The organism is Nocardioides sp. NBC_00368, from assembly GCF_036090055.1.
In the GTDB taxonomy this organism is placed as follows: Bacteria; Actinomycetota; Actinomycetes; order Propionibacteriales; family Nocardioidaceae; genus Nocardioides.
Genome location: NZ_CP107970.1, coordinates 3,112,591 through 3,136,628 on the forward strand (window position 1 = coordinate 3,112,591; position 24,038 = coordinate 3,136,628).

A 24,038-nucleotide genomic window follows, 5' to 3' on the forward strand; every position below is an offset into this window, starting at 1 on the left:
GGTTCAGCGATGACGTACGCCCGCGACGGTCACGTCACGGATGCGCCCGAAGTTGTCGAAGGAACCGAAGCCGAACCGGCCTCCGGCGAAGCTGGTGTCGGTGGCGGTCATCCGAGGCTCGTCGGCACCGTCGAGGTAGACCGCGATCGCGCCCGTGCGGGCGTTGTAGTCGAGGCGTACGTCGTGCCATTCCGCGTCGGTGATCGACGGCGCGGCACCGACCGTGCCGTTCCACTGGTGGTCGATCCGCAGCCGGTCGGCGTCGTTGACCACGAAGATGCCGTTGTGGGGGTAGATGGTGTTGTCGGTCGAGAGGTGGGCGTAGTAGAAGCGCGTCGGCGACTGGTAGTTCCAGACCAGGATCACGTCACGGTTGGTGACCGTGACGGCCTCGTCGATGCGCACCTCGGCGCGGTAGGTGAGCGAGCCGATCTCGGGGCCCTGCGTGACGATGGCGTACTCGAAGGGGCGTCGCGGGCCCGGCTGTGGCGTCCCCGGCTCGGTCAGGATCACCTGGCCGTCCTCGAAGGCCCACTTCTCATCGGTCAGCGGATCCCAGTCGGCCAGACTGGCCCGGGGCTTGACCACGGCCAGGCCGGGGCCTTCGGTGCTATGGGCCTGCGCTCCGACAATCGGAGCGGCCAGGGCAACGGCGAGGGCGATCACACCGGCGCGTACGCCTCGCCCCATCATTCGGTTCAGCTTCCATCTCATGGTGCTTCCCTTCCCCTATTCGGGACCATCGGTGGCCCCTGCTGAGGTCGTCGCGGCTCCCCCGAGATAGAGCTCCGCCATCCGCGGGTCGGCGAGCAGGTCGGCGGCTGCCCCTGCGATGTGCACCTTCCCCAGATCGAGTACGCAGCCCAGGTCGGCCGACTCCAGGGCCCGCCGGGCGTTCTGCTCGACGAGCAGGACCGCCAGACCGGCGTCGCGCATGCGGACGACCTGCTCGAACACGGTCGCGGTGGTCTTCGGGTCCAGGCCCATGCTGGGCTCGTCGAGCAGCACGACCTTCGGGCTCACCATCAGCGAGCGGGCGAACTCGACCTGCTTCTGCTGACCGCCCGAGAGCGCGCCGGCGAGGGTGTGCCAGCGCTCCGCGACGACCGGGAACAGGCTTTTGACGAAGTCGGTCCGCTCGGCCACCGCCGCCGCGTCGCGAACGGTATAGGCGCCCAGCCCGACGTTCTCGGCGACGGTCATCTCCTTGAAGACCGAGTGGCCCTGGAGGACGTGAGCCATGCCCGCGCGGAGCATCTGCTGCGGACCGTTGCGGGTGACGTCGACGCCGTCGACCGTGATGGTGCCCGAGCGTGGCGTCAGCATGCCGCTGGCGACCTTGAGCACGGTGGACTTGCCGGCACCGTTGGGACCGACGAGACAGACGATCTGACCTGCCGGAACGGTGACCGTGAGGCCACGCAGGACCAGTGCCGCGCGGCCGTAGCCGGCCTCGATGTCGCGCAGCGCGAGAAGCGGTTCAGACACCAAGGTAGGCCTCCAGGACTCGTGGGTCGTTCTGCACGTCCGCCGGCGCACCGGAGGCGATCGGCCGGCCGCGGTCGAAGACCACGACATGGTCGGAGAGGCTCATCACCAGCTCCATGTTGTGCTCGACGATGACGAAGGTGCGGCCCTCGGCGTTGAGCTCGCGCACGAGGGTGGCGATCCGGCCGATCAGCGCCGGGTTCACGCCCCCGGCAGGCTCGTCGAGCATGATCGTGTCGGGCTCGGCCATCAGCACCCCGGCCAGCTCGAGCAGCTTCTGCTGGCCGTAGGAGATGTCGCGGGCCTCGCTGCGCTCGAGGTGCTCGATGCCGACCCTGGCCAGCAGCTCGCGCGCCCGGGCGACGTCATCGGGGTTGTGCGCCCCGCGCAGCCGGTGGACGATGCCCGTCGAGCGGACTCCGGCGAGCACGTTGTCGAGCACCGTCATCCGCGGGAAGACCCGGCACAGCTGGAAGCTGCGCCCGAGCCCGGCCCGTGCGATCCGGTGGGGTGCGTGGCCGGTCACGTCGCGGCCGCGGTAGGTCACCGTTCCCGAGTCGGGCCGGATCATCCCGGTCACGCAGTTGAAGAACGTGGTCTTGCCCGACCCGTTCGGCCCGATCAGGGCGTTGATCTTGCCCTCCTGGAAGCTGACCGTCGCCTCGTCGACGGCGCGCACGCCGCCGAAGGACTTCGTCAGGTTCTCGATGGCCAGGTTCTGCTTGATCGGATGAGCACTCATGACTTCGCCTCCTCGAGCGCCTTGCGCTCCTCGGCAAGCTGAGCGGCGTCGACCTCGCGGATCGAGGTGCCGCCGGGACGGAGCCGGTCGAACTGCGCGGTCACCCACGGGATCACCCCGTCGGGCATGAACAGCACGACCAGGGCGAGCAACAGGCCGAGCGCGACCAGGTGCAGCTGGGTGTCGCCGTACTGGTTCTTGAAGAACTCGACCGCGTAGCCCACGATCACCGCGCCGACGACCGGGCCGAGCAGGCTGCGTACGCCGCCGAGCAGCGACATCAGCACCAGATAGGAGCCGGTCAGGATGGAGAACTGGAAGATCGGGTCGAGCGACCCGAACCAGAGGGCGTACATCCCGCCCGCCATCGCGGTGAAGAACGCCGAGACGACGAAGACGACGAGCTTGTAGGCAAAGGTGGGCACGCCCAGCGCCTGCGCCTTGTCCTCGTCCTCCCGGATCGCCTTGAGCCCGGTGCCGAGACGGGACCGGTCGATCACCCACCACAGTGCGAGCGCGACCAGCGTCAGCCCGACGAACAGGTAGAAGAACCGCTCGTGCTGTTCGGGCCGGAGTACGTCGGTGCCGAACGGCCGCGGCACCCGCAGCCCGTTGGACCCGCCGGTGACACCGGCCCAGCTCTGCGCGACCAGCAGCAGGATGAGCACCAGCGCGATCGAGACGATCACGAACGAGGCACCGCGGACTCGCAGCGAAGCGATCCCGATCGGCATCGCGGCCACGCCCACGAGGATCGCCGCGACCACCATCGAGATCCACGGGTTGACCCCGGCCTCGGTGATCAGCAGCGCGGTGCCGTAGCCGCCCAGCCCCGAGTAGGCCGCGTGCCCCAGCGAGATGTAGCCGGTCAGTCCGCCGACGAAGTTCCACGCCACCGCGAGCGCGGCGTAGCTGGCGATCACCACGCCCACCGACAGGATGAACGGGTCCGGGGCGAGCGCCGGGAAGGCGAGCACGAGGCCGAGCCCGACGGCAGCCGCGACGAGCTTGGTCGCCAGGACCGAGCGGCCCGGGGACGTACGGCTCTGTTTGTGTCTAGAAGCGCTGAGCAAGGCGACCTCCGAAGAAACCCTGGGGGCGGAACATGAGGGTGGCGAAGAGGGCGACGTAGAAGACCGTCTGCGCCCAGGTGGTGCCCATCGGGATCTGCAGCAGCGCCTGGGTGACCCCGAGGAGCATCGCCGCGATCGCGGCGCCCGGGATGCTGCCGAGGCCGCCGATCACGATGATCGCCATCAGCGGCCCGATCCAGTGCCAGTGCAGCGACGGGTAGATGGTGGCGTCGAGCGCGAGCGCGGTGCCACCGACCGCCGCGGTCGCCAGGCCGAGACCGAAGCCGAAGCCGGCGATCCGGTCGGTGTCGATGCCGAGCAGCTGGGCGGCCTCACGGTGCTGGATCGTGGCCCGCAGCGCCTGTCCGAAGCGGGTCTTCTTGAGCAGCAGGAACAGTGCCAGGAGCGAGACCGCGGCCAGCCCGAAGGCGATCAGCTTCACCACCGCGATCCGGGCACCCCACAGCTCCAGGCTCGCGCCGGAGTAGCCGAGCTGGATCCGGCGCTGGGTGCCGGAGAAGAGGTAGCCGAGGCCGCCCTCGATGACCAGCGCGATCGCGAAGGTCAGCAGCACCGACATCATCGTCAGCGTCGCCGGGCGCAGCCGGGAGAGCAGCGCCCGCTGCATCCCGTAGCCCGCCGCGAAGAAGAGCGGCACGGTGATGAACAGCGAGAGCAGCGGGTCGAGACCGGTCTGCTTGGTGAAGAACCAGGCCAGGTACGCAGCCAGGATCAGGAACGCGGAGTGCGCGATCATCACGACCCGCATGACGCCGAAGTAGAGCGTCAGACCGGCGGCGAGCAGGGCGTAGAGGCCTCCGAGCAGCAGCCCCAGGATCAGGCTCTGCAGAAGGAGCGAAGCCGACATCGACTCACCACGCCGGCTTCGGGAAGACGAACTCGGCCTCGGCCTGGTCCTCCGGCAGGACGATCTTGATCTCGCCGTCGACCCACTGCTGGATCATGTGGGCGCTCTGCGGGCGGCCCTTGTCGTCCCAGCTCAGCGGCCCGACGACCGTGTCGACCTCGTTCTCGCGCAGCCAGTCGATCAGCTGGGCCTGGCACTCCGGGTCGGGCTCCGCACACTCGACCGCCTCGACCGCGGCGGCGACGACCTGGCCGGTGGTCCAGGCGTTGGCCTCGTCCTCACCGGGCGCCTCGCCGTGCTTCTCCTCGTAGAACTTCACGAACTCCTGGTTCTCGGGGTAGTCGGCCTTGGTCGTGTAGCCGGTCGGCGCGATGACGCCCTGCGTCTTGTCGCCGATCGCCTCGGCGAACTCGGTCTCGGTCGGCGCGGTCGAGAACGCGGCCAGCTTCGGCTGGTAGTCGAGCTGCTGGAGCGCGACGATCAGGTTGACGCCGTCCTGGTACTGGCTGCCGCCCACGACGATGTCGGCCTTGCTGTCGGCGATCTTGGCCGCGATGCTGCTGAAGTCGGTGGTGTTGGGCGGGTAGACCTCGTCCACGACCGTCTTCACACCACCCTCCTCCAGGGCATCCTTGAGCCCGTAGGCGGTCCCCTGGGCGAAGGGGTCGTCCATGGAGGCGTACGCCGCGGTCTTGGGCCGCTCGGCCTCCGGCATCGCGAGGATGTGCTCGGCGAGGAGCTTGTAGTGGTCGTCGGCGACCGCGGGGGCGGCGTAGAAGAGGTTCTCGAAGCCCTCCTCGAAGACCTCGGGCGCCGCGCCCGCGGGCTCGACGAAGAGGTAGCCGTAGTCCTGGGCGACCTGAGCGGCCGGGATCACCAGGCGGGTCGAGAAGGGCCCGACGACCAGGTCGACCTGCTCCTGGTTGATCAGCTTCTCGTAGTCGGCCGCGACGCGCTCGGCGCTGGACTGGTCGTCGAGCATCTCGAGGCGTACGTCGCGGCCGAGCAGGCCACCGTTGGCGTTGACGTATTCGGCCCAGGCCTCGTAGCCACGCTGGATGCCCTTGCCGGGCTCGCTGAAGTCGCCGGTCAGGGGCAGCGAGATGCCGATCACGATCTCGTCCTCGCTACCTCCTTCCTCGGCGGCGCCACAGGCGGCGAGGGTGGACGCGAGGGCAAGGGCGGCGGTGGCCGTCAGCGCTGCTCGGGACCGCTTGCTCGCGGTGGGGGTCTTCGTGAAGGGCATCTGCGGTTCTCCTCTACGAAAGCGCTTACGTAAGCGTTTACGATGACGTTACCGACTCTCGCTTAGTGTGGCAAGGGTCACAATCCTGACGACAAGGGGCATCGATGGTCCGAACCAACCGCTCCCCCCGCCTGATCGACGTCGCCCATGCGTCCGGCGTCTCGATCGCAACCGCCTCTCGTGCGCTCTCGGGAACCCCCGGAGTCAGCGACTCGGTCGCCGAGAAGGTCCGCCAGGCGGCACGCGAGCTCGGCTACGTCGCCAATCTCCATGCCCGTTCGCTCGCCAGCGGATCCACGGCGACCATCGGGCTCGTCGTACACGAGATCGGCGACCCCTACTTCTCCGAGATCGCCAGCGGCGTGCTCAGCCTCGCCGCCGAGCACGGCCGCACCGTCCAGATCTGCCACAGCGGCCGCGACCCCGAGGCCGAGGTCGAGCAGGTACGCAGCCTGGTGGCCAACCGGGTCGGCGCGATCCTGATCGCGGGGTCGGGCTTCGTGGACGCCTCGGTCGAGGCTCCGATGCGGCTCGAGGTGCAGCGCTACGCGGAGGCGGGCGGACGTGTCGCGGTCGTCGGCCGGCACCACCTCGGGGTCGACAGCGTGCTGCCCGACAACCGCCCCGGCGGCCGCGCCGTCGCCGAGCACATCCTCGGCCTCGGGCACCGGCGCATCGTGGTCGTCTCGGGCTCGCTGGAGCTCACCACCGTCGCCGACCGTCTCGAGGGGGTCCGCGACGCGCTCTCGGCGGCGGGGCTCGCCGCCGCCGACGTACCCGTCCTCGAGGGGCCGTTCACCCGCGAGGGCGGGCGTGAGTGCATCCGCCGGATGCTCGCCGACCACCCGCGTACGACGGCCGTCATCGCCCTCAACGACGACATGGCCATCGGGTGTCTCTCCGAGCTGCGCAGCTCGGGGGTCTCGGTGCCCGGCCAGGTCTCGGTCAGCGGCTTCGACGACGTCGCCGTCGCCCAAGACCTCTCCCCCGGACTGACCACCGTGCGCCTCCCGATGGCCGAGATGGGCGCCCGGGCGCTGACGCTGGCACTGAAGGAGCCCGGCGCCCGCGCCCGCCGGCAGCGGGTCCCTGCTGAGCTCGTGGTGCGCGACTCGACCGGCCCGGTGGGTTCCGCCGACGCCTCGGAGGAGAATGGGGGCCGAGCGAGAGGAGTCCGATGAAGGACATGCAGGTGCCGCCGGGCCCCGGCCTGCCCCACGGTCTGGTCATACCCGACTCCGAGCTGGTCGAGCGCTTCTCCCGTTCACCCGGTCCCGGCGGACAGTCGGTCAACACCACCGACTCCCGCGTCGAGCTGTCCTGGGACCCGTCCGCGTCCGAGGTGCTCGACGAGTCCCAGCGCGCCCGCGTCCTCGCCCGCTCGTCGGGCCCGATCCACGTCGTCTCCCACGAGCAGCGCTCCCAGCACCGCAACCGTGTCGCCGCACGCGAGCGTCTCGCCCTGCGCATCCGCGAGCTCCTGGCCCCGCCGCCGCCCACCCGCCGCCCCACCAAGCCCACCCGTGGCTCCAAGGAGCGCCGCCTCGACGCGAAACGCCAGCGCAGCCAGACCAAGCAGCTTCGCGGCCGCGTCCAGGACTAGCCGAGACGTCACCTCCGTCGGCCGAGACGTCAGGCCCGTCGGCCGAGACGTCACGTACGTCGGCCGACATGTCACCAGGAGACGTCTCGGTTCGCGGGCGCGACCCTTCGACCGTCCGGACCGACGTCTCGCCCGGCGGTGGTGACGTCTCATCCGACCGAACCGACGCCTCGCCCGACCGGGGCGACGCTTCGGCCGACCGGGGTGACGGCTCGGCCGACGTACGCGCCTTCTCGGCGTCAGACAGGCTCGGGATCGGTCGCGAGCCGGGCGTGGGTCTCGGTGTCGTAGCGGACACCGTCGTAGAGCAACTTCTGGCGCTCGCGACCCTCCGCGAGGAACCCGGCTGCGGTGGCGACGCGGCACGAGCCAGGGTTGTCGAGGCGATGGCCGGTCTCGAGACGGAAGAGGTCGAGCTCGTCGAAGCAGTGCCTCGCCAGAAGCCTCAGCCCGGTGCTGCCGGCGCCTCGCCCCCGGTGCTTCTCGAGGGTCCAGTAGGAGATCCAGCCGATGCCGTGGACACGCAGCTGGGTGGTGACCCGCATCTGCCCCAGGATCTCGGCGCCGTCGATGACCGCGAAGGTGTAGGCCCTGTCCGCCGCCGCGTCCTCGGCCCACCCGGCGATCAGCCGCTCGGCGTCCTCGACAGTGGCCACGTCCGCCGGCCGCTCGGTCTCCATCCCGGCACCGTCGTACGCAGCGAGCAGGACCGCCGCGTCCGACTCCTCCCACTCGCGGAGCCGAAAGCCGTGGTGCCTCATACGGCACACGATAGCGCCGCTGCGGTGCACGATCCGTGCACCGCCACCACCCCCAGACGTGCACTGATCACGCACATGCACGATCCGTGCACCCACCGAGAAGGCACGAGTGCACAGATCGTGCACGGTCGTCAGCGGATCACCGGAAAGTGGGGGCGCCAGGCGTCCGAGAGCTGCGTCGGCACCCCAGGCTCTCCCCGTTCCCGCAGCACCCGGTGGATCTTCGCCAGCGTCAGGTCCGGACGACGGAACAGGCCCTTCGCGACGACAGTCAGGATTCGCCAGCCGTCGTCGTCGGCCTCCTCACGCCGCTCGAGATCACGTTCCCACTGCTCAGCAGGATGCTGTTGACCGTCGTACTCGATCACGGTCTTCGACGCCGCGTACACCAGATCGTGCTCCCGCTTGAGCATGCCATCACCGCTGCCGACGAGAACGTTGATGCGTGGCTCAGGAAGCCCGGCGAGCACGATCAGCATCCGGAGTCGGGTCTCCATCGGCGAGCGCACCTTGTCTCTTACGTAACCAGCCGCCGCGGCCGCACGGCGCGAGCCCGGCAGCGCGCCGGCGGCGGCGAAGTCCGCCAACGTCTCCGGCGTCACACCCCGGTGATGGCGTACGAGATGGTCACCTGCGACGACGAGGTCGACCAGGCTCAACTGGCTCCCGAGCTCGGCGAAGAGCTGGTCAAGCGAGGAGACCCCGATGCCGTCGAGAACCACCGCTCTTGGCTTCCGCAGCACGTGGCAGACGATCCCAGGATGCGTACGCCGGTGGGCCGCGGCGGTCACCGTCACATGCTCGTCGGGCAGTGTTGGGATCGGCACGCCGTAGACCCGGGCCGCGGAGGCGTGACTGGCGAAGCCGTTGCCGCGGAACGGAACGAGAGCGGCCTGGACGCGCTGCAGCGGTGTCGGCGGGGCATCAGCGGCGACGTACACACCGCTGAAGAGACGTACGAAGCGCGGACCGCGCAACGTGCTCGGCTTCAGCTTCGCCTTCGCGGCATCGGCTCGCGAGAACGGTCGTGACGTGTCCAGGACGAAGTCCTCGCCGGATGTGTCCCCCATGAAGGCATCATCCGTCGCCCATGCATGATCCGTGCACCTTTGAGAAGATCACCGGTGCATCGATCGCGCACATGAATGATCGGTGCACCCGCTGGTGAGAGCGGAGTGCACCGATCGGTCAGTCACAGGGTCGACTGGATGCCGGCGAGGAGCTGGCGGGCCATCACGATCCGCTGGACCTGGTTGGTGCCCTCATAGATCTGGGTGATCTTGGCATCACGCATCATCCGCTCCACCGGATAGTCACGCGTGAACCCATACCCACCCAGCAGCTGGACCGCATCCGTGGTCACCTGCATCGCCACATCCGAGGCGAACGCCTTCGCAGCCGCACCGAAGAACGTCAGGTCCTTGTCACCCCGCTCCGAACGACCCGCGGCCGCGTAGGTCAGCTGGCGGGCGGCCTCGATCTTCATCCCCATGTCCGCGACCATGAACTCCACACCCTGGAACTCCGCGATCGGCTTGCCGAACTGCTGGCGCTCCTTGATGTAGCCCAGCGCATAGTCCAGCGCACCCTGCGCCACACCCACCGCCTGGGCCGCGATCGTGATCCGGGTGTGGTCCAGGGTCTGCATCGCATAGGTGAACCCCTTGCCCTCCTCGCCGATGATCCGGTCGGCGGGGATACGCACGTTGTCGAAGTAGACCTCGCGGGTCGGGGATCCCTTGATCCCGAGCTTCTTCTCCGGGGCACCGAAGGAGACGCCCTCGTCGGACTTCTCCACCACGAACGCGGAGATCCCCTTCGAGCGCTTCTCCGGGTCAGTCACCGCCAGCACCGTGTAGTACTCCGAGACCCCCGCATTCGTGATCCATCGCTTGACGCCGTTGAGCACCCAGAAGTCGCCGTCGCGTACGGCCCGGGTCTTCTGATTCGCCGCATCCGAGCCCGCATCGGGCTCGGAGAGGCAGTAGGAGAAGTTGCCCTGCCCCGCGGCCAGCGCACCCAGATACTTCTTCTTCAGCTCCTCCGACCCACCGATCTGCACCGGCAACGACCCCAGCTTGTTCACCGCCGGGATCAACGAGGCCGACACATCCGCACGCGCGATCTCCTCGATCACCAACACCGTCGCCAGCGCATCCGCACCCACACCCCCGTACGCCTCCGGCACATGCGGCGCGAAGAACTCGGTCTCGATCAACGCATCATGCGCCTCCTGCGGATACCGAGCCTCCTCATCGACCGCAGCCGCAGCCGGCGCGATCTTCGCATCACAGATCTCACGGATGGCCTTGCGGATCTCCTGGTGCTCCTCGGAGAGGGCGAACAACGGGTACTCGGCACTCATGTCCCGGAGTCTATGCCTGTTTGCTACTCGCCAGTACGTCGGCGGGTCACGGAATCCCCGAAGCGGGGTTGTTGTTGTGCTCCACATGACCGCCGCATGGCTCGACCAGGACACCATCGACACGCTCCTCGACGACTCCGAGACCTGGGCCGTGGTCGGCCTCTCGGGCGACCCGTGGCGTACGGCCTACTCGATCGCCCAGGAGCTCCAGCAGCACGGCAAGCGGATCATCCCCATCCACCCGGGGGCCGCCGCCGAGGGCAAGGAGGTGCTCGGCGAGAAGGTCTACGCGACCCTGGCCGACGCCGCCGCGGCCGTCGGGAAGATCGACGTCGTCGACGTCTTCCGCCGCTCCGAGGCCGCCGGCCAGTTCGCCGACGAGGCCGTGGCGATCGGCGCCGGTGGCGTCTGGTTCCAGATGGGCGTGGTCGACGAGTCCGCTTTCGAGCGCACCACCGCGGCTGGCGTACCGATGGTGATGGACACCTGCCCGAGCAAGATCTGGTTCGAGCGCGCCAGGGCCGGCGCGCGGAGGTAGGGCTACGGCTCGAACGTCATCGTGCGCAGGTGCTCGTAGATCACCGAGGTCTCGACGTCGGCGATCTCGGCCCGCGAGGTGAGCCGGTCGATCACGAACGCGTAGAGCGCGTCGTTGTCCGGAACTGCGACATGGACGATGAAGTCCATCCGCCCGGAGGTGACGAAGACCCCGACGGCCTCCGGGAGTGCGCCGACCCAGTCACGGAAGGACTCGATGTTGGCGCGTGAGGGCGGCCGGATGCGTACGGCGACGAGCGCCTGCACGCCGCGGTCGATCTGGCGGAGGTCGAGATCGAGGTACGCGCCGCGGATGAGTCCGCGGCGCTGCATCGCCCGCGCGCGGTCGTGCACGGTGGTCGCGGAGACGCCGACTTCCGCGGCGATGTCCCGGAGGCTCCGCCGTGCATCCATCGTCCAGGCAGCCAGAATCTGACGGTCGACTTCATCCATGCCCGCCAATCTAGCCGCTTCACCTGACATTGACCGGACTGATTGCGATCTGTCCTGACATTCCCAAGACTTGACAGCGAATCAGTTGTCGAATGACAGGAGTCAGAGTGATGAGCACAGGTGTCGAGACGGCGACGATCGGCTTCGCCCCCGACGAGATCGACCAGTCCGTGAGCACGCGGGAGGTGCCCTTCAAGTGGGTGGTCGTCGTCGATCAGGCCCTGCCAGCGGGCCGCGCCGTGAATGCGGCCGTCTGCGTCGCGGGCGCGACCACGCAGCGTACGGCCGGGCTTCTTCGGCGAAGACGCCGTCGACGCCGACGACTCCACGCACCCGGGGCTGCCCTGGATCGGCTGCACGGTGCTGGGGGCCCCGACGCAACGGCTGACCGACCTGCGTCGTCAGGCGGTCGCCCAGCCGGGCGTCGCGGTGATCGACATGCCCACGCAGGCGCAGCACACCCGGGTCTACGACGACTACCTGTTCGCCGTCGGGAGCAGCCGCGGCGCCGACCTCTCCTACTGCGCGGTCAGCCTCTTCGGCCCCCGCCGGATCATCGACAAGCTCGTGAAGGGCCTCTCGCTCCTGCCCTGAGGATCAGGAGGTGGCGCGGCGTACGACCTCGCCCTTCTCGCGGGCGAGCTCGGCGAGGGACTTCTCGTACGCCACCAGCTTCTGCTGCAGCTCGGGGTCCGCGACGCCGAGGATGCGGGCGGCGAGGATGCCCGCGTTCTTGGCGTTGCCGATGGCCACCGTGGCCACCGGGATGCCGCCGGGCATCTGGACGATCGACATCAGCGAGTCCATGCCGTCGAGGTACTTCAGCGGCACCGGGACACCGATGACCGGCAGCGGGGTGACAGAGGCGAGCATGCCGGGCAGCGCGGCTGCGCCGCCCGCCCCGGCGATGATGACGGAGAGACCGCGGCCGGCCGCCTCGCGACCGTAGTCGAGCATCTCCTGCGGCATCCGGTGGGCCGACTTCACATCGGCCTCCCACTCGATCCCGAACTCGTCGAGGAGTTCGGCCGCGGCCTTCATCGTCGGCCAGTCGGAGTCGGATCCCATCACGATGCCTACGCGAGCGCTCATGGGGACAGGCTATGCGCCGCCTGACCCGCATCGTGTCACCGGTCCGACCTCTGTCCGTCATCTACCTGTCGGTGCCGCCCGCTAGTGTCGTCCGACGCCCGTCCCGCAGTCCCCGACGACCCCCACAAAGGCAGATGGATCCAGCTACGAGCACCGACGTCGTCAGCACGACGCCGAACCCCACCTCGGTCGAGCGGTTCACCGGGCTGACCAAGGCGGAGCGCAAGGCGCTGCCGTCCCGCGTGCGGCAGGTCTCGTCGTGGTCCCGGCAGGCGGCCTCGGCGACGGAAGCGCGGACCGTGATCGAGCGGGAGGCGGCCGAGGCGGTCGACCACTACCGGGCGAGCGCCGCCGAGCTCAAGCGAGCGGCCCAGGTGGCCTGGCGCAGCATCGCGCTCGACCGCAGCGACGGGCCACGGCTGGCCGCGATCGCCCGGCGTCACGCGCTCGAGCCCGTCGACGAGACCACCCGGGAGCTCGTCGAGGCGCTGGCCGCCGCCGCTGAGGACGTCACGCAGGCGAAGAAGGCGGCCGGTGCGCGCCGGTTGTTCGTGCGTGGCAGCCGCCGCGAGGACGCGGAGCTGGCCGGCAAGCGGATCCTCGACCTGCACCGCTGGGCCGGCGAGATCCAGGCACCGACCCGGCTGGCCGAGCTGACCCGGCGACCGGACCGTCGCCGCGTGCGGCTCCGAGAGGCGCTGCTCCCGAGCGTCGGTCTCCTCGAGGCCCTCTCCGACCCTTCGACAAGCTCAGGACACCGCCTGGGTTCCGAGGCCGTGCTGGCCCCGCGCAAGGGGATCCTCGTCCTGCGCAACGAGGCCGACGCGCTCAACGAGGCCAGGCGCTCCGAGGAGCCGGCCCGCCGGGCCGCCACCGACGCGGGCAACGCCGTCCGGAGCGCCGACACGGACACCGCGGTCAGAGCCCTGCCGGTCGACGAGCTCGCCGACCTCGTACGCATCGAGCCCCTCCTCGAGGCCGGGATCCGCACCGTCCACGAGGTCATCCATCCCGCCTCCGACCTGCGTGAGCTCCCTGGTGTCGGTCCGGCCACGGCGATGCGGATGCAGGAGGCCGCGCAGGCGCTGTGGCAGCGCACCTACGACGAGATGCCGCTCGCCATCGACCACGAGCGCCGCACCCCGGCAGCCACCCGGTTGCTCGCCCGGCTGGCGGAGTGGGAGGCCGGGCGGCGTACCAAGGACGCGGGGGCGGAGCTCGCCCTGATCCAGTCGCTGCGGCCGCTGATCCGCTCGCTCGACGGCGGCGCGAGGTTCCACCTGATCCTGGCCAACGCGGCCAGTCTCGACGACTTCCAGGCCGCGTTGCGGGCGATCGCCCACCGGGCGGAGATGGCCCGCCGGATCCGTCCGGGGAACCGGCCCGCGGACCCGTGGAAGGACTTCGAGCGGCGCCCGGCCGACTACTACGCCATGCTCTCCGAGCTCGGCTTCCTCACCGAGGACGAGGACAAGATCCACGGCGACCTGTCGGCCGAGATCATCGAGGCGGTGCGGGCGCAGGAGCTGCGCACCAACAACCTGACCGCGTCGCTGCGCGGCTACCAGCACTTCGGCGTCCGCTTCGCGCTGGTGCAGATGAAGGTGATCATCGGCGACGAGATGGGGCTCGGCAAGACGCTCCAGTCGCTGGCCGTGCTCGCCCACCTGCACGCGATGGGCGCATCCCACACGCTCGTGGTCTGCCCGGCCGCCGTGGTCACCAACTGGGTGCGCGAGACGGACTCCAAGACGACCCTGATCCCCCACCGGCTCCACGGCAACCGCCGCCAGAAGGCCGCCAAGATCTGGGTCGAGCAGGGCGGTGTCGCGGTGACCACCTACGAGACGCTCAACGCGATCCAGCCCTTCCTCGACCAGGTCAAGGTCGCCTGCGTCGTCGTCGACGAGGCCCACATGATCAAGTCGCCCCGCACCCAGCGCACCGAACGCGTACGCCGCGCCCTCGATGCCTCCGAGCGCGCCATCCTGCTCACCGGCACGCCGATGGAGAACCGCATCGAGGAGTTCCGCAACCTGGTCTCCTATCTCCGCCCCGACCTGCTGCTCTCCGCCGACGAGTTCAACCCGCACCGGTTCCGCAAGCAGGTCGCGCCCGTCTACCTGCGCCGCAACCAGGAGGACGTGCTCACCGAGCTCCCCGACCTCGTCGAGGTCGAGGACTGGCTGCCCCTCTCGCTCGCCGATGAGCGGGCGTACGCCGAGTGCGTCCGCGAGGGCAACTTCATGGCCATGCGCCAGGCGGCCATGCTCCAGGGCACGTCGTCAGCCAAGGTGGAGCGGCTGATCGAGATCGTCGGCGAGGCCGAGGAGAACGGCCGCCGGGTGATCGTGTTCTCCCACTTCAGAAAGGTCCTCGACGACCTGGTCACACTGCTGCCGGGCGAGGTCTTCGGGCCGCTGACCGGCTCGGTGCCCGCCGAGGAGCGCCAGCAGATGGTCGACGAGTTCTCCGCGGCCGGCCACGGCGCGGTGCTGGTCACCCAGATCGTGGCCGGTGGCGTCGGCCTCAACATCCAGTCGGCGTCGGTCGTGGTCATCTGCGAGCCGCAGCTCAAGCCCACCATCGAATGGCAGGCCATCGCCCGCGCCCGCCGGATGGGCCAGCTCCAGTCGGTCCAGGTCCACCGCCTGCTCTCCGAGGTCGGCGTCGACCAGCGTGTCCACGACATCCTCGCCGCCAAGGCCGAGCTCTTCGACGACTTCGCCCGGGTCAGTGCCACCGCGGCCAGCAGCCCCGAAGCATACGAGACCTCTCAGCCCGAGGACCCCTCCACCGCCCTCGCCGCCGAAGCCTCCGATGCCGAGATCGCCCGCGACGTCGTCGCCACCGAACGCCACCGCCTAGGCGTCTGACCTCAGCCGAATCTGTAGTTCTGGAGGCCGAGTCCTCAGTTCTGGGCGCCGAATCGTCAGTTATGACGAGCGAGTCGGTAGTTCTGGCGTTTGCAGAACTACCGACTCGGTGTCCACAAGTGCAGTTTCGGCGCCCAGAACTGCAGATTCGGCGAGGGAGACGGTCAGTCGGAGTCGTTGCCGAGATCGCCCTGGAACCAGTCGGCGGCGTGGCGGGCGCGCTCGAGGCAGTCGTCGAGGTCGTCGCCATAGACGTTGACGTGGCCGACCTTGCGCCCGGGGCGCATCTCCTTGCCGTAGAGGTGGACGCGGAGGTGGGGGTCGCGGGCCATGGCGTGCGGGTAGCCGTCGTAGAGCCGGCCGACGTCGGGCTGAGAGGAGCCGAGGATGTTGACCATCACCGACCACTTCGCGCGGGGCGCGGGCGAACCGAGCGGCAGGTCCATGACGGCACGCAGGTGATTCTCGAACTGCGAGGTGACCGCACCGTCCTGGGTCCAGTGGCCGGTGTTGTGGGGACGCATGGCGAGCTCGTTGACCAGCAGCCGGCCGTCGACGGTCTCGAACATCTCGACCGCCAAGATGCCGACGACGCCGAGCTCACCAGCGATGCGCAGCGCGATCTGCTCACCCTCCACGGCGAGCTCGGGCGAGAGGTCGGGCGCCGGGGCGATGACCTCCTTGCAGACACCGTTCTCCTGGTAGGTGTGCACGACCGGGTACGCAGCGGCCTGACCGCTCGGCGAACGAGCGACGATCGCGGAGAGCTCACGGCGGAAGTCGACGAGCTCCTCGGCGAGGACCTGGACACCCGCCTCCTCGGCGACGCGAAGCGGCTCGGCGACATCGGCGACGTCGCGTACGACCCAGACGCCCTTGCCGTCATAGCCGCCGCGGGTGGTCTTGAGGACGCACGGGAAGCCGAACGCCTCGACCTCGGCGACCGAGGACACGATGGCGTTGCGCGGGCACGGGATGCCGAGCTCGGTCAGCCGCGAGCGCATCACGCCCTTGTCCTGGGCGTGCACGAGGGCGTCAGGCCCCGGCCGGACCGCGACACCGGCGGCCTCGAGTGCGTGCAGGTGCTCGGTCGGGACGTGCTCGTGGTCGAAGGTGACCACCTCGCAGCCCTCGGTGACCTTCTTCAACGTGTCCAGGTCGCGGTAGTCGCCCACCATCTGGTCGGTGATGACCTGAGCGGCCGATACCCCTTCGCCCTCGGCGAGGAGCCGGAGCGGAAGGCCGAGCGCGATTGCGGGCTGAGCCATCATGCGGGCCAGCTGGCCGCCGCCGATGATCGCAAGTGTCGGTGCGAGGGTCACGACGGACAGAATAAGGAAACTGCCCTGCTGGAGCCGATTTCGCGGATCCCCCTCACGACATCCGCGAAATCCGGCTCCCGGCAGGTTGGGAGAAGGTCAGGCCTTCTCGAAGCGCAGTCCCTTGCCGCGCAGAGTGGTGATCAGATGGGGCTTCCGAGGGTCGTCGCCCAGCTTCCGACGCACCCATCCCAGGTGCACGTCGATGGTCTTCGACGAGGTGTAGAAGGTCGCGTTCCACACGTCCCTCATCAACTCGTCGCGGGAGACGACGTCGCCAGCCCTCTTGATCAGGGCATGCACCAGGTCGAACTCCTTGCGAGAGAGCGTCAGCTCCTCATCGTTCCGCCATGCTCGCCGGGTTTCCGGGTCGAGCTTGATCTCCTGTACCTCGATCATGAGATCGACATTAGGGAGGTAAAGAGCCCTTGGCAAAGGATTGCACGATATTGCCACTGACATTTTCGTGCCATGGTGCAACGAAATGGGCATGACAAACGTGCGCCCCCGAACGGCGCTCTCAACCATGCCCACGAAGGCGCGGCGAGGTAAAGCGATCGACGCTCCGCGTTGATCGACTGTTAACTACAACGGAATGTGAACAAATCTGCGAAGTCGCAGGTCAGCGACACCCTAGAAGGTCACGATTCAGACACGACGGACGGCGACGGGCTCCACGATCCCGAAGCCTCGCACCGGTCGGGCGGCCAGTCGCCGGGTCTCGAACTCGTCCTCGGGCATCGTCGCGGCGGTGGCCTCGTCCACGATGATCCGGTTGCGGCGGGCGACGGCGGTCAGCCGCGCGGCCATGTTCACGGGCGGCCCGAACACGTCCCCGAGGCGGGAGACGACGTTGCCGGAGGCCAGGCCGACACGTACGTCCGGCATCCGCGGGTCCCGGCCGATCACGTTGATGATCCCCTCGGCGGTGCCGTAGGCCTGCAGCGGGTCGTCGTTGACGAAGAGCACCGAGTCACCCAGCGACTTGATGATCCGGCCGCCCCAGGTCGCCACGACGTCGGCGCATCGCGACTCGAAGAGCTCGACCAGGTCGCCGATCTTCTCCTCGGTCAGCGTGTTCGACAGCGCGGTGAACGAGACGATGTCGGCGAACCCGACCGTCTGCCAGACCGTGCCCAGCTGCTCCTCGGGTCCCGCGATCGACGCCTCGGCCCGCGCGAGCGCGGCTCGCATGTGCCGGCGCCAGGCGAAGATCATCATCTCCTCGAACGCGCTCTCGAACTGCTCCGAGACCGAGACGGTCGCCTTCAGCAGCTCGGCGGGCGAGCGTTCGTCCTCGTTCTGCGTCTCGACGTGGTGCAGCAGCGCGGAGACCTCGTAGTCCGAGAGCCGCGCCATCGACTGCCCGATGCCGCGGGTCAGGTTGACGACCAGGTCGAAGCTGACCAGGCCGTTCCCAGAGATCTCGTTGGCCTTGGCCAGCGCGTGCACGTCGGCCTCGTCGAAGAACGCCTCGTCGTCCTTGATCTCAGGAAACCCGAGAGCGCGCCACAGGCGTTTGGCCTGCTCCAGGCTCACGCCGGCCTTCTCGGCCACCTCCGCCGAGGTCAGGTTGACGGGCTGCTTCGATTTCGCCACGAACAGATCATGCCATCCGGTCCGCCGTGGCCGCCCCGTCACGACCGCGGCCGGAGTCGGGCATGGATCACGTCGCCCGCACCGACCACCCGTGGGCCCTCATCGGTCGCGATGACCAGCCGGCCGAAGTCGTCGATCTCGGTGGCCACGCCCTCCCAGACGTCCCCGCCCGGCAGCTCCGCCCGCACCTGTTCGCCGACCGTGACCGACAGCTCCCGATAGCGGCGGGCGAGCTCGGCGGGATCCGACCCCCAGATCTCGTACGCAGCCCCGAGCTCGTCCAGCAACGCGACCAGCATCTCGGTGCGGTCGACGGGCGCGCCGCTCTCCAGCTCCAGCGAGGTGGCGGCCTCGATCGGCAGCTCCTCGCGCGTCTGCGAGATGTTGAGCCCGAAGCCGATCACCACAGCCGCGCCTCCGGTCGTCTCGATCCGCTCGATCAGGATTCCGCACACCTTGCGACCCTCGATGAGCACGTCGTTGGGCCATTTCAGCCCCGCTGCGTACCCCTTCTTCCGCAGCGTGGAAGCGACCGCGACCCCGGTCATCAGCGGCAGCCACGGCCACCGCTCCACGGAGATCGAGGCCGAGGGGCGCAGCAGGGCGGAGACGGTCAATGCCGAGCGCGCCGGAGTGGTCCAGCCCCGATCGAGGCGCCCCCGCCCGGCGGTCTGGTGCTCGGTGGTGATCACCAGGCCGGGCGCCTCGCCCGAGCGCGCACGCGCGGCCAGCTCGGCGTTCGTCGAGGGCGTCTCCTCGAGGATCTCGACGCGCCATCCACCCGGTAGCGCATCGAGCCGGGAGTGGTCAAGTGACGGGCGTCGCATCGCGAAAGGTGGCACGGGCATTAGATTGGCCCCCGCACCGCCCGAAGTCCAAAGGAGCACCGTGAGCGCCGAAGCCACCCCTCAGCCTGAGATCGACCTGCACACGACCGCCGGGAAGCTGGCCGAGCTGGAGCGTCGTCTCGACGAGGCCGTCCACGCCGGTTCCGCGAAGGCTGTCGAGAAGCAGCACGCGAAGGGGCGCCAGACCGCCCGCGAGCGCATCGACATGCTGCTCGACGAGGGGTCCTTCCAGGAGGTCGACGAGCTGGCCCGCCACCGCAGCACCGCGTTCGGGCTGGAGAAGAACCGCCCCTTCGGTGACGGCGTGGTGACCGGCTACGGCACCATCGACGGCCGCCAGGTCTGCGTCTTCTCCCAGGACTTCACCGTCTTCGGTGGGTCGCTGGGTGAGGTCTACGGCGAGAAGATCACCAAGATCATGGACCTCGCGATCAAGACCGGCTCCCCGCTGATCGGCATCAACGAGGGCGCCGGCGCACGCATCCAGGAGGGCGTCGTCTCCCTGGGCCTCTACGGCGAGATCTTCAAGCGCAACGTCCACGCCTCCGGCGTGATCCCGCAGATCAGCCTGATCATGGGCAACTGCGCCGGCGGCCACGTCTACTCCCCGGCCGTCACCGACTTCACGATCATGGTCGACAAGACCTCCGGCATGTTCATCACCGGCCCCGACGTCATCAAGACCGTCACCGGCGAGGACATCACCATGGAGGAGCTCGGCGGCGCGCTCGCCCACAACTCCAAGTCCGGTGTGGCCCACTACATGGGCTCCGACGAGGAGGACGCGATCGAGTACGTCAAGGCGCTGCTCTCCTACCTGCCCTCCAACAACATGGAGGAGGCCCCGGCCTACGACGAGGTCGCCGACCTGGAGATCACCGACCTCGACCGCGAGCTCGACACCTTCATCCCCGACGGCGGCAACCAGCCCTACGACATGCACGAGGTCATCTCGCACATCGTCGACGACGAGGAGTTCCTCGAGGTCCAGCCGCTGTGGGCCCCCAACATCATCATCGGCTACGCCCGCATCGAGGGCCGCCCCGTCGGCATCGTGGCCAACCAGCCGATGCAGTTCGCCGGCACCCTCGACATCGACGCCTCCGAGAAGGCCGCCCGGTTCGTACGCACCTGCGACGCCTTCAACGTCCCGGTCATCACCTTCGTCGACGTCCCCGGCTTCCTGCCCGGCACCGACCAGGAGCACAACGGCATCATCCGCCGCGGCGCCAAGCTGATCTACGCCTACGCCGAGGCCACCGTCCCGCTCGTCACGATCATCACCCGCAAGGCCTACGGCGGCGCCTACGACGTCATGGGCTCCAAGCACCTCGGCGCCGACATCAACCTCGCCTGGCCCACCGCCCAGATCGCGGTCATGGGTGCCCAGGGCGCGGCTAACATCGTCCACCGCCGCACCCTGGCCGAGGTCGAGGCCGCCGGTGGCGACGTCGAGGCCAAGCGCGCCGAGCTCATCGACGAGTACGAGACCACCCTCGCCAACCCCTACATCGCCGCCGAGCGTGGCTACGTCGACGCGGTGATCCCGCCCCACGAGACCCGCGCCGAGGTCACCCGCGCGCTCCGGCTCCTGCGCACCAAGCGCGAGACCCTGCCCGCGAAGAAGCACGGGAACATCCCGCTCTGAGTGGGGGCCCGATGCGAGCGAAGCGAGCGAGGGTCCCCACGAGGAGCGGATAACGCCGAGTCGGCGCAAACGGACCGCAGCGAAGCGAAGCGAGCGAGGACCGGATTGCGCCGACTCGGCGAAAGCCCGACGTAAGCCAGACCGAGAAACGAAAGGTGGTCACGGATATGACCGACAACGAAGAGCAGAAGCCCCTGCTCAAGGTCATCGACCAGAACGCCACCCCCGAGGACGTAGCCGCGATCGTGGCCGTCTTCGCGGCGATGGGGTCGGCGGGCGAGGCCCCGAAGAAGAAGGAGCGCTCCCTCTGGGCCACCCCCCAGCTGCGTACGCCGCTCCACCCCGGCCCGAACGCCTGGCGCGCCAGCGGGCTCCCTCGCTGACGAGGATCGCAATGTCATGATCGCTGCGTGATCACGTTCTCTCGGCGATATCTCCTGGTCACCCTGGCTTGGCTGGTGATCCGGGGATGGGTGGTGGTCCTCTACGGCTTCCCGGCCGCAGCCGAGGGCTGGTTCGACTGGTGGGGCTTGGAGTGGGGCGTCGTGGGCGACGTCAACTACTACCGCGACAGCCTGGACGCCCTGGCTACGGACGGGGTGGCGGGGACGCTGGTCGAGTATCCGGTACCGGCGCTGCTGCTGCTCTGGATCCCGTACGCGGCGATCGGCCTGCTCAACCTGGGCGGCGAGGCCTACATCATCGCCGTGCTCGCGATGGCGGCGCTGACCGACCTGCTCTTCATGGTGCTGCTCGTCCGCAACCGCCGCGGGACGCACCCGAGGTTCGGGATCTCCGCCGCCGAGGCGCTGTGGTTGGCCGCCGTCCCGGCACTGGGAGCGACGGCGTACGCCCGTTTCGATCTCTTCCCCGGGATCATGGTCGGCCTGGCGGTGCTCTACGCGGCCCGGAGACCGAGGGTGGCGGCGGCGTTCGCGGCCTTCGCGACGGGCGCGAAGTACTGGCCGATCCTGGTCATTCCTGCGCTCGCGGCCAACCGCGCCGCCCGCCGCGGGGTCATCCTCACCGTGGGCGCCACCGGCATCGCGCTGGCCGGGCTGAGTCTCGTCCTCGGTGGCTGGGACCGGCTCTGGACACCGCTGAGCTACCAGAGCGAACGAGGTCTCCAGATCGAGTCGGTCTTCGCGACGCCGGCGATGTACGAGTGGGGACACGGTGGTCCGGCGAGCGGCTACGCCATCGATTACACCGAGTGGAAGGCGTACGACATCAGCGGTCCGCTGGTCGAGGCGCTGCTCCTCGCGGCGACGATCGCCTCCGTGGTCGCCGGGGCGCTCGTCATCATCTGGTGGGTGCTCGCCTGGCGCCGTCTCCCCGGCGGCGAGCGGACCGAGGAGACCATCGTGTGGCTGGTGCTGGCGACCGTGGTCGCGTTCCTGGTGACCAACAAGGTGCTCAGCCCGCAGTACATGCTCTGGCTGCTGCCCGCCGCATCCGCAGGACTGGTCCTGCTCCGCGGCCGGGCCCGCAGGCAGCTCGGCATCTGGTCGTTCGTGCTGGTCGCGGTGACGCTGCTGACCCACGAGATCTTCCCGCGGATGTACGGCTACATGCTCACCTTCAACGACATCGGCTCACCGTGGATCACCGAGGTGCTGGCCTGGCGCAACGGCCTCCTGGTGCTGCTCTTCCTCTACGCCGCCTGGCGCACTACTCGGTTGCTGGCCGCCCTCCCCGAGCGGGGGCGGCCAGCAGCCGAGGGTCAGGAGAGGCAGACCTTGGCGACGTCGTCCTGAGCCGAGAAGATCGTGACCGGATCCTCGGCGAACACCGGGCGGCAGGCCGCCGGGCTGAGCTCGTGCACGGTGATCCCGTCGTAGAACCCGTGCTCGGTGCAGTTCTCGTAGTTCACGTAGACGTCGCCGGGCTCGCCGTCGCGGAAGATCCGCAGGATGACGTACGCCGTGACCGGCTGCCCCGCGGCGCAGTTCTGCGGCGAGTTGGGACCGGAGCGGGCGGGCGCGTCCCGGATCGCCTCGACGAGACCGGAGGCATCGGAGCCGTTGATCTCTCGCGAGCCGGTCAGCGAGGCCGAGGACGGCTCGTACTCGCAGATCGCGATCGAATCCGGGGCATCGCCCTCCAGCGGTGAGGTCTCCGGCGCGGTCGTGGGTCGCACCGGGTCGCCCGCGGCCAGCGGTGAGGCGGTCTCACAGCCGTAGGGGTCCTCCGGTGTCGTCCTCAGCGACGCCTTGATCTCGGCGTTCACGTCGTCGTCGCCGGGGCCGGTGAGGATCGAGGCGTACGCATCCCCGACCTGGACCCGCGTCAGCAACCAGCCCTCGTGCTCCCAGGAGCCGGACTCGAAGGTCTCACCCTTGTCGGGCTTCTGGATCAGGACGTAGGGCTGCCACAGCGCGAACGGCACCTTGCCGAACTCGGCAGGGTAGTCGCGGTCGTTCGTCTCGTTGCACGCGATCGCCGGAACCGGCTGGTTGGTGATGTTGGCGACGTAGGGAGTCCGCGGCACGGTGTCCCACTGGTCGCCCGGCTTCGCGATGCACTCGGGCAGCGCCGGCGCGTTCGCGTCGGCCCACTCCCGCGGCACCTGGAAGGCGATGTCGTAGCGGACGGCCCAGCGCTTCCCAGCCGCGGGCTCGCCCAGGTCGGTGCGGCGCGGATCGACGTACGTGCCCTCGGGGGCCGCTTCCTGTCCCTCGAGCATCTTGGGCGCGTCGCCGGAGCTGTCCTGCTCCCCGACGCTGTCGCTCGCCGCCGTGCTCTCGTCGCTGCTTCCGTCGGGCTGCAGGTTGGCGATGACGCCGCCCAGGCCGACGACGGCCAGCACCGCGGCTGCCGCCGCCAGGATCCAGGTGGATCGGCGGCGTACGGGTGCCTTCTCCTCGGCCGTCTCCGTCTTCACGGACACCGCAGCCGGTCCGGACTCCTCAGCGTCCCCGGGGATCGCGAGCTCCCGCGGCTCGAAGCCGTCGGCGGCACGGGCCAGGGCGGCCCGGAAGGCCCGCTCCTCGCGCTCGAAGTCACTCATTGTCAACCCCCTCGTTCAAACGTTCCCTCAGCTTGGCCAGCGCCCGGTGCACATGTGAGCGGGCGGTCGCCTCGGCGCAGTCGAGCACCGTCGCGATCTGTGCGAACGACAGGTCCTCGTAGAAGCGGAGCACCACGGCCGCTCGTTGGTTCGACGGCAGCGTCTGCACCAGAGCCCACGCCTCGTCCGCGTCGCGTTCCTCGGGGCCGGGCTCATGCTTGGTGGTCATCGGCTCGACGTCCTCGACCAGCACCAGACGGCGCCGCTTGCGCCATCCGCTGATCGACCCGTTGACGATGCTCCTCTTCACGTACGCCTCCGCCGTCCCGGACGCCGCCAGCGACTCCCACCGCGGCAGCGCTCGGGTGAGGGCGTCCTGCACCAGGTCAGGAGCGTCGGAGTTGTTGCCGGTCACCAGGTAGGCGAACCGCTGCAGCGCAGGACCCCGCGAGGCCACCCAGGCGCCGAAATCCGGCTCTGTCTCCTCATGGTCGGCATCCACAGACACCT

The 24,038-nt window shown here is 69.2% G+C and carries 25 protein-coding genes; 8 read left to right on the forward strand and 17 right to left on the reverse strand.

Annotated elements, in window-relative coordinates:
* Positions 1-3 precede the first annotated feature (3 nt).
* Genes OG984_RS14865 through OG984_RS14890 form a run of 6 tightly spaced genes read right to left on the reverse strand, consistent with a single transcriptional unit; the run spans position 4 to position 5,417 of the window.
* Positions 4-714: a hypothetical protein gene (locus tag OG984_RS14865; RefSeq protein ID WP_328527077.1), complete on the reverse strand. Its 711-nt coding sequence runs from the start codon at positions 712-714 to the stop codon at positions 4-6.
* A 15-nt stretch (positions 715-729) separates the two neighbouring features.
* Entirely contained in the window at positions 730-1,488 is a 759-nt protein-coding gene (locus OG984_RS14870) for an ABC transporter ATP-binding protein (protein WP_328527078.1), read from the reverse strand.
* Positions 1,481-2,230: an ABC transporter ATP-binding protein gene (locus OG984_RS14875; RefSeq protein WP_328527079.1), complete on the reverse strand. Its 750-nt coding sequence runs from the start codon at positions 2,228-2,230 to the stop codon at positions 1,481-1,483. Before OG984_RS14875 ends, OG984_RS14870 begins: the two co-directional genes overlap by 8 nt.
* The gene (locus tag OG984_RS14880) at positions 2,227-3,303 is read right to left on the reverse strand and encodes a branched-chain amino acid ABC transporter permease (protein ID WP_328527080.1); all 1,077 of its coding nucleotides are present in this window, start codon (positions 3,301-3,303) and stop codon (positions 2,227-2,229) included. Before OG984_RS14880 ends, OG984_RS14875 begins: the two co-directional genes overlap by 4 nt.
* Positions 3,287-4,171, reverse strand: coding sequence for a branched-chain amino acid ABC transporter permease (locus OG984_RS14885; RefSeq protein ID WP_328527081.1), 885 nt, complete (start codon positions 4,169-4,171; stop codon positions 3,287-3,289). The genes OG984_RS14880 and OG984_RS14885 overlap by 17 nt, the downstream gene beginning before the upstream one ends.
* Positions 4,172-4,175: 4 nt before the next feature.
* Positions 4,176-5,417, reverse strand: coding sequence for an amino acid ABC transporter substrate-binding protein (locus OG984_RS14890; protein WP_328527082.1), 1,242 nt, complete (start codon positions 5,415-5,417; stop codon positions 4,176-4,178).
* Between the two features lie 104 nt (positions 5,418-5,521).
* Here OG984_RS14890 and OG984_RS14895 point away from each other — a divergent pair, with 104 nt between their 5' ends.
* Entirely contained in the window at positions 5,522-6,598 is a 1,077-nt protein-coding gene (locus OG984_RS14895; RefSeq protein ID WP_328527083.1) for a LacI family DNA-binding transcriptional regulator, read from the forward strand.
* Positions 6,595-7,020: an alternative ribosome rescue aminoacyl-tRNA hydrolase ArfB gene (gene arfB, locus OG984_RS14900; RefSeq protein ID WP_328527084.1), complete on the forward strand. Its 426-nt coding sequence runs from the start codon at positions 6,595-6,597 to the stop codon at positions 7,018-7,020. The genes OG984_RS14895 and arfB overlap by 4 nt, the downstream gene beginning before the upstream one ends.
* A 239-nt stretch (positions 7,021-7,259) precedes the next feature.
* Here the strand turns inward: arfB and OG984_RS14905 are convergent, their stop codons facing one another.
* From OG984_RS14905 to OG984_RS14915, 3 genes are all read right to left on the reverse strand, one after another.
* Entirely contained in the window at positions 7,260-7,781 is a 522-nt protein-coding gene (locus OG984_RS14905; protein WP_328527085.1) for a GNAT family N-acetyltransferase, read from the reverse strand.
* Positions 7,782-7,912: 131 nt separating this feature from the next.
* Positions 7,913-8,851 carry a DUF559 domain-containing protein gene (locus OG984_RS14910; RefSeq protein WP_328527086.1) on the reverse strand — a complete coding sequence of 313 codons (939 nt, stop codon included), beginning with the start codon at positions 8,849-8,851 and terminating at the stop codon, positions 7,913-7,915.
* Between the two features lie 122 nt (positions 8,852-8,973).
* Complete coding sequence (locus OG984_RS14915; protein WP_328527087.1) at positions 8,974-10,146, reverse strand: acyl-CoA dehydrogenase family protein; 1,173 nt, start codon at positions 10,144-10,146, stop codon at positions 8,974-8,976.
* 85 nt (positions 10,147-10,231) lie between these two features.
* On the opposite strand from OG984_RS14915, the gene OG984_RS14920 reads away from it, so the two are divergent.
* Complete coding sequence (locus OG984_RS14920) at positions 10,232-10,684, forward strand: CoA-binding protein (protein WP_328527088.1); 453 nt, start codon at positions 10,232-10,234, stop codon at positions 10,682-10,684.
* A 2-nt stretch (positions 10,685-10,686) separates the two neighbouring features.
* Here the strand turns inward: OG984_RS14920 and OG984_RS14925 are convergent, their stop codons facing one another.
* Positions 10,687-11,136, reverse strand: a complete 450-nt coding sequence (locus tag OG984_RS14925; RefSeq protein ID WP_040757215.1) for an Lrp/AsnC family transcriptional regulator — start codon at positions 11,134-11,136, stop codon at positions 10,687-10,689.
* A 243-nt stretch (positions 11,137-11,379) separates the two neighbouring features.
* Here OG984_RS14925 and OG984_RS14930 point away from each other — a divergent pair, with 243 nt between their 5' ends.
* Positions 11,380-11,730 carry a DUF2000 domain-containing protein gene (locus OG984_RS14930; RefSeq protein ID WP_328527089.1) on the forward strand — a complete coding sequence of 117 codons (351 nt, stop codon included), beginning with the start codon at positions 11,380-11,382 and terminating at the stop codon, positions 11,728-11,730.
* A gap of 3 nt (positions 11,731-11,733) precedes the next feature.
* Here OG984_RS14930 and purE read toward each other — a convergent pair whose 3' ends face one another.
* On the reverse strand, positions 11,734-12,228 hold the full coding sequence (gene purE / locus OG984_RS14935; protein ID WP_045547348.1) for a 5-(carboxyamino)imidazole ribonucleotide mutase: 495 nt from the start codon (positions 12,226-12,228) through the stop codon (positions 11,734-11,736).
* Positions 12,229-12,362: 134 nt separating this feature from the next.
* Between purE and OG984_RS14940 the strand changes: the two genes are divergently transcribed.
* Positions 12,363-15,104 carry a DEAD/DEAH box helicase gene (locus tag OG984_RS14940; protein ID WP_328527090.1) on the forward strand — a complete coding sequence of 914 codons (2,742 nt, stop codon included), beginning with the start codon at positions 12,363-12,365 and terminating at the stop codon, positions 15,102-15,104.
* Between the two features lie 164 nt (positions 15,105-15,268).
* On the opposite strand, the gene OG984_RS14945 is transcribed toward OG984_RS14940, so the two are convergent.
* The 4 genes from OG984_RS14945 to OG984_RS14960 all read right to left on the reverse strand — a co-directional run bounded on the left by OG984_RS14945 (position 15,269) and on the right by OG984_RS14960 (position 18,849).
* On the reverse strand, positions 15,269-16,426 hold the full coding sequence (locus OG984_RS14945) for a 5-(carboxyamino)imidazole ribonucleotide synthase (RefSeq protein ID WP_328527091.1): 1,158 nt from the start codon (positions 16,424-16,426) through the stop codon (positions 15,269-15,271).
* Positions 16,427-16,522: 96 nt separating this feature from the next.
* The gene (locus tag OG984_RS14950; RefSeq protein ID WP_040757211.1) at positions 16,523-16,822 is read right to left on the reverse strand and encodes a winged helix-turn-helix domain-containing protein; all 300 of its coding nucleotides are present in this window, start codon (positions 16,820-16,822) and stop codon (positions 16,523-16,525) included.
* 249 nt (positions 16,823-17,071) lie between these two features.
* Positions 17,072-18,022, reverse strand: a complete 951-nt coding sequence (locus OG984_RS14955) for an adenylate/guanylate cyclase domain-containing protein (protein ID WP_328527092.1) — start codon at positions 18,020-18,022, stop codon at positions 17,072-17,074.
* Positions 18,023-18,060: 38 nt separating this feature from the next.
* Positions 18,061-18,849: a biotin--[acetyl-CoA-carboxylase] ligase gene (locus tag OG984_RS14960; protein WP_328527093.1), complete on the reverse strand. Its 789-nt coding sequence runs from the start codon at positions 18,847-18,849 to the stop codon at positions 18,061-18,063.
* A gap of 61 nt (positions 18,850-18,910) precedes the next feature.
* Here OG984_RS14960 and OG984_RS14965 point away from each other — a divergent pair, with 61 nt between their 5' ends.
* The 3 genes from OG984_RS14965 (at position 18,911) to OG984_RS14975 (ending at position 22,275) form a co-directional block, all read left to right on the forward strand.
* The gene (locus OG984_RS14965) at positions 18,911-20,518 is read left to right on the forward strand and encodes an acyl-CoA carboxylase subunit beta (RefSeq protein WP_328527094.1); all 1,608 of its coding nucleotides are present in this window, start codon (positions 18,911-18,913) and stop codon (positions 20,516-20,518) included.
* A gap of 167 nt (positions 20,519-20,685) precedes the next feature.
* Complete coding sequence (locus OG984_RS14970; protein ID WP_328527095.1) at positions 20,686-20,901, forward strand: acyl-CoA carboxylase subunit epsilon; 216 nt, start codon at positions 20,686-20,688, stop codon at positions 20,899-20,901.
* Positions 20,902-20,928: 27 nt separating this feature from the next.
* Entirely contained in the window at positions 20,929-22,275 is a 1,347-nt protein-coding gene (locus OG984_RS14975) for a glycosyltransferase 87 family protein (RefSeq protein ID WP_328527096.1), read from the forward strand.
* Here OG984_RS14975 and OG984_RS14980 read toward each other — a convergent pair.
* Positions 22,242-23,528 (reverse strand): hypothetical protein, encoded by a 1,287-nt coding sequence (locus tag OG984_RS14980; RefSeq protein ID WP_328527097.1) that lies wholly within the window; start codon positions 23,526-23,528, stop codon positions 22,242-22,244. The genes OG984_RS14975 and OG984_RS14980 overlap by 34 nt on opposite strands.
* Entirely contained in the window at positions 23,521-24,030 is a 510-nt protein-coding gene (locus OG984_RS14985; RefSeq protein ID WP_328527098.1) for a SigE family RNA polymerase sigma factor, read from the reverse strand. Before OG984_RS14985 ends, OG984_RS14980 begins: the two co-directional genes overlap by 8 nt.
* Between the last annotated feature and the right edge of the window lie 8 nt (positions 24,031-24,038).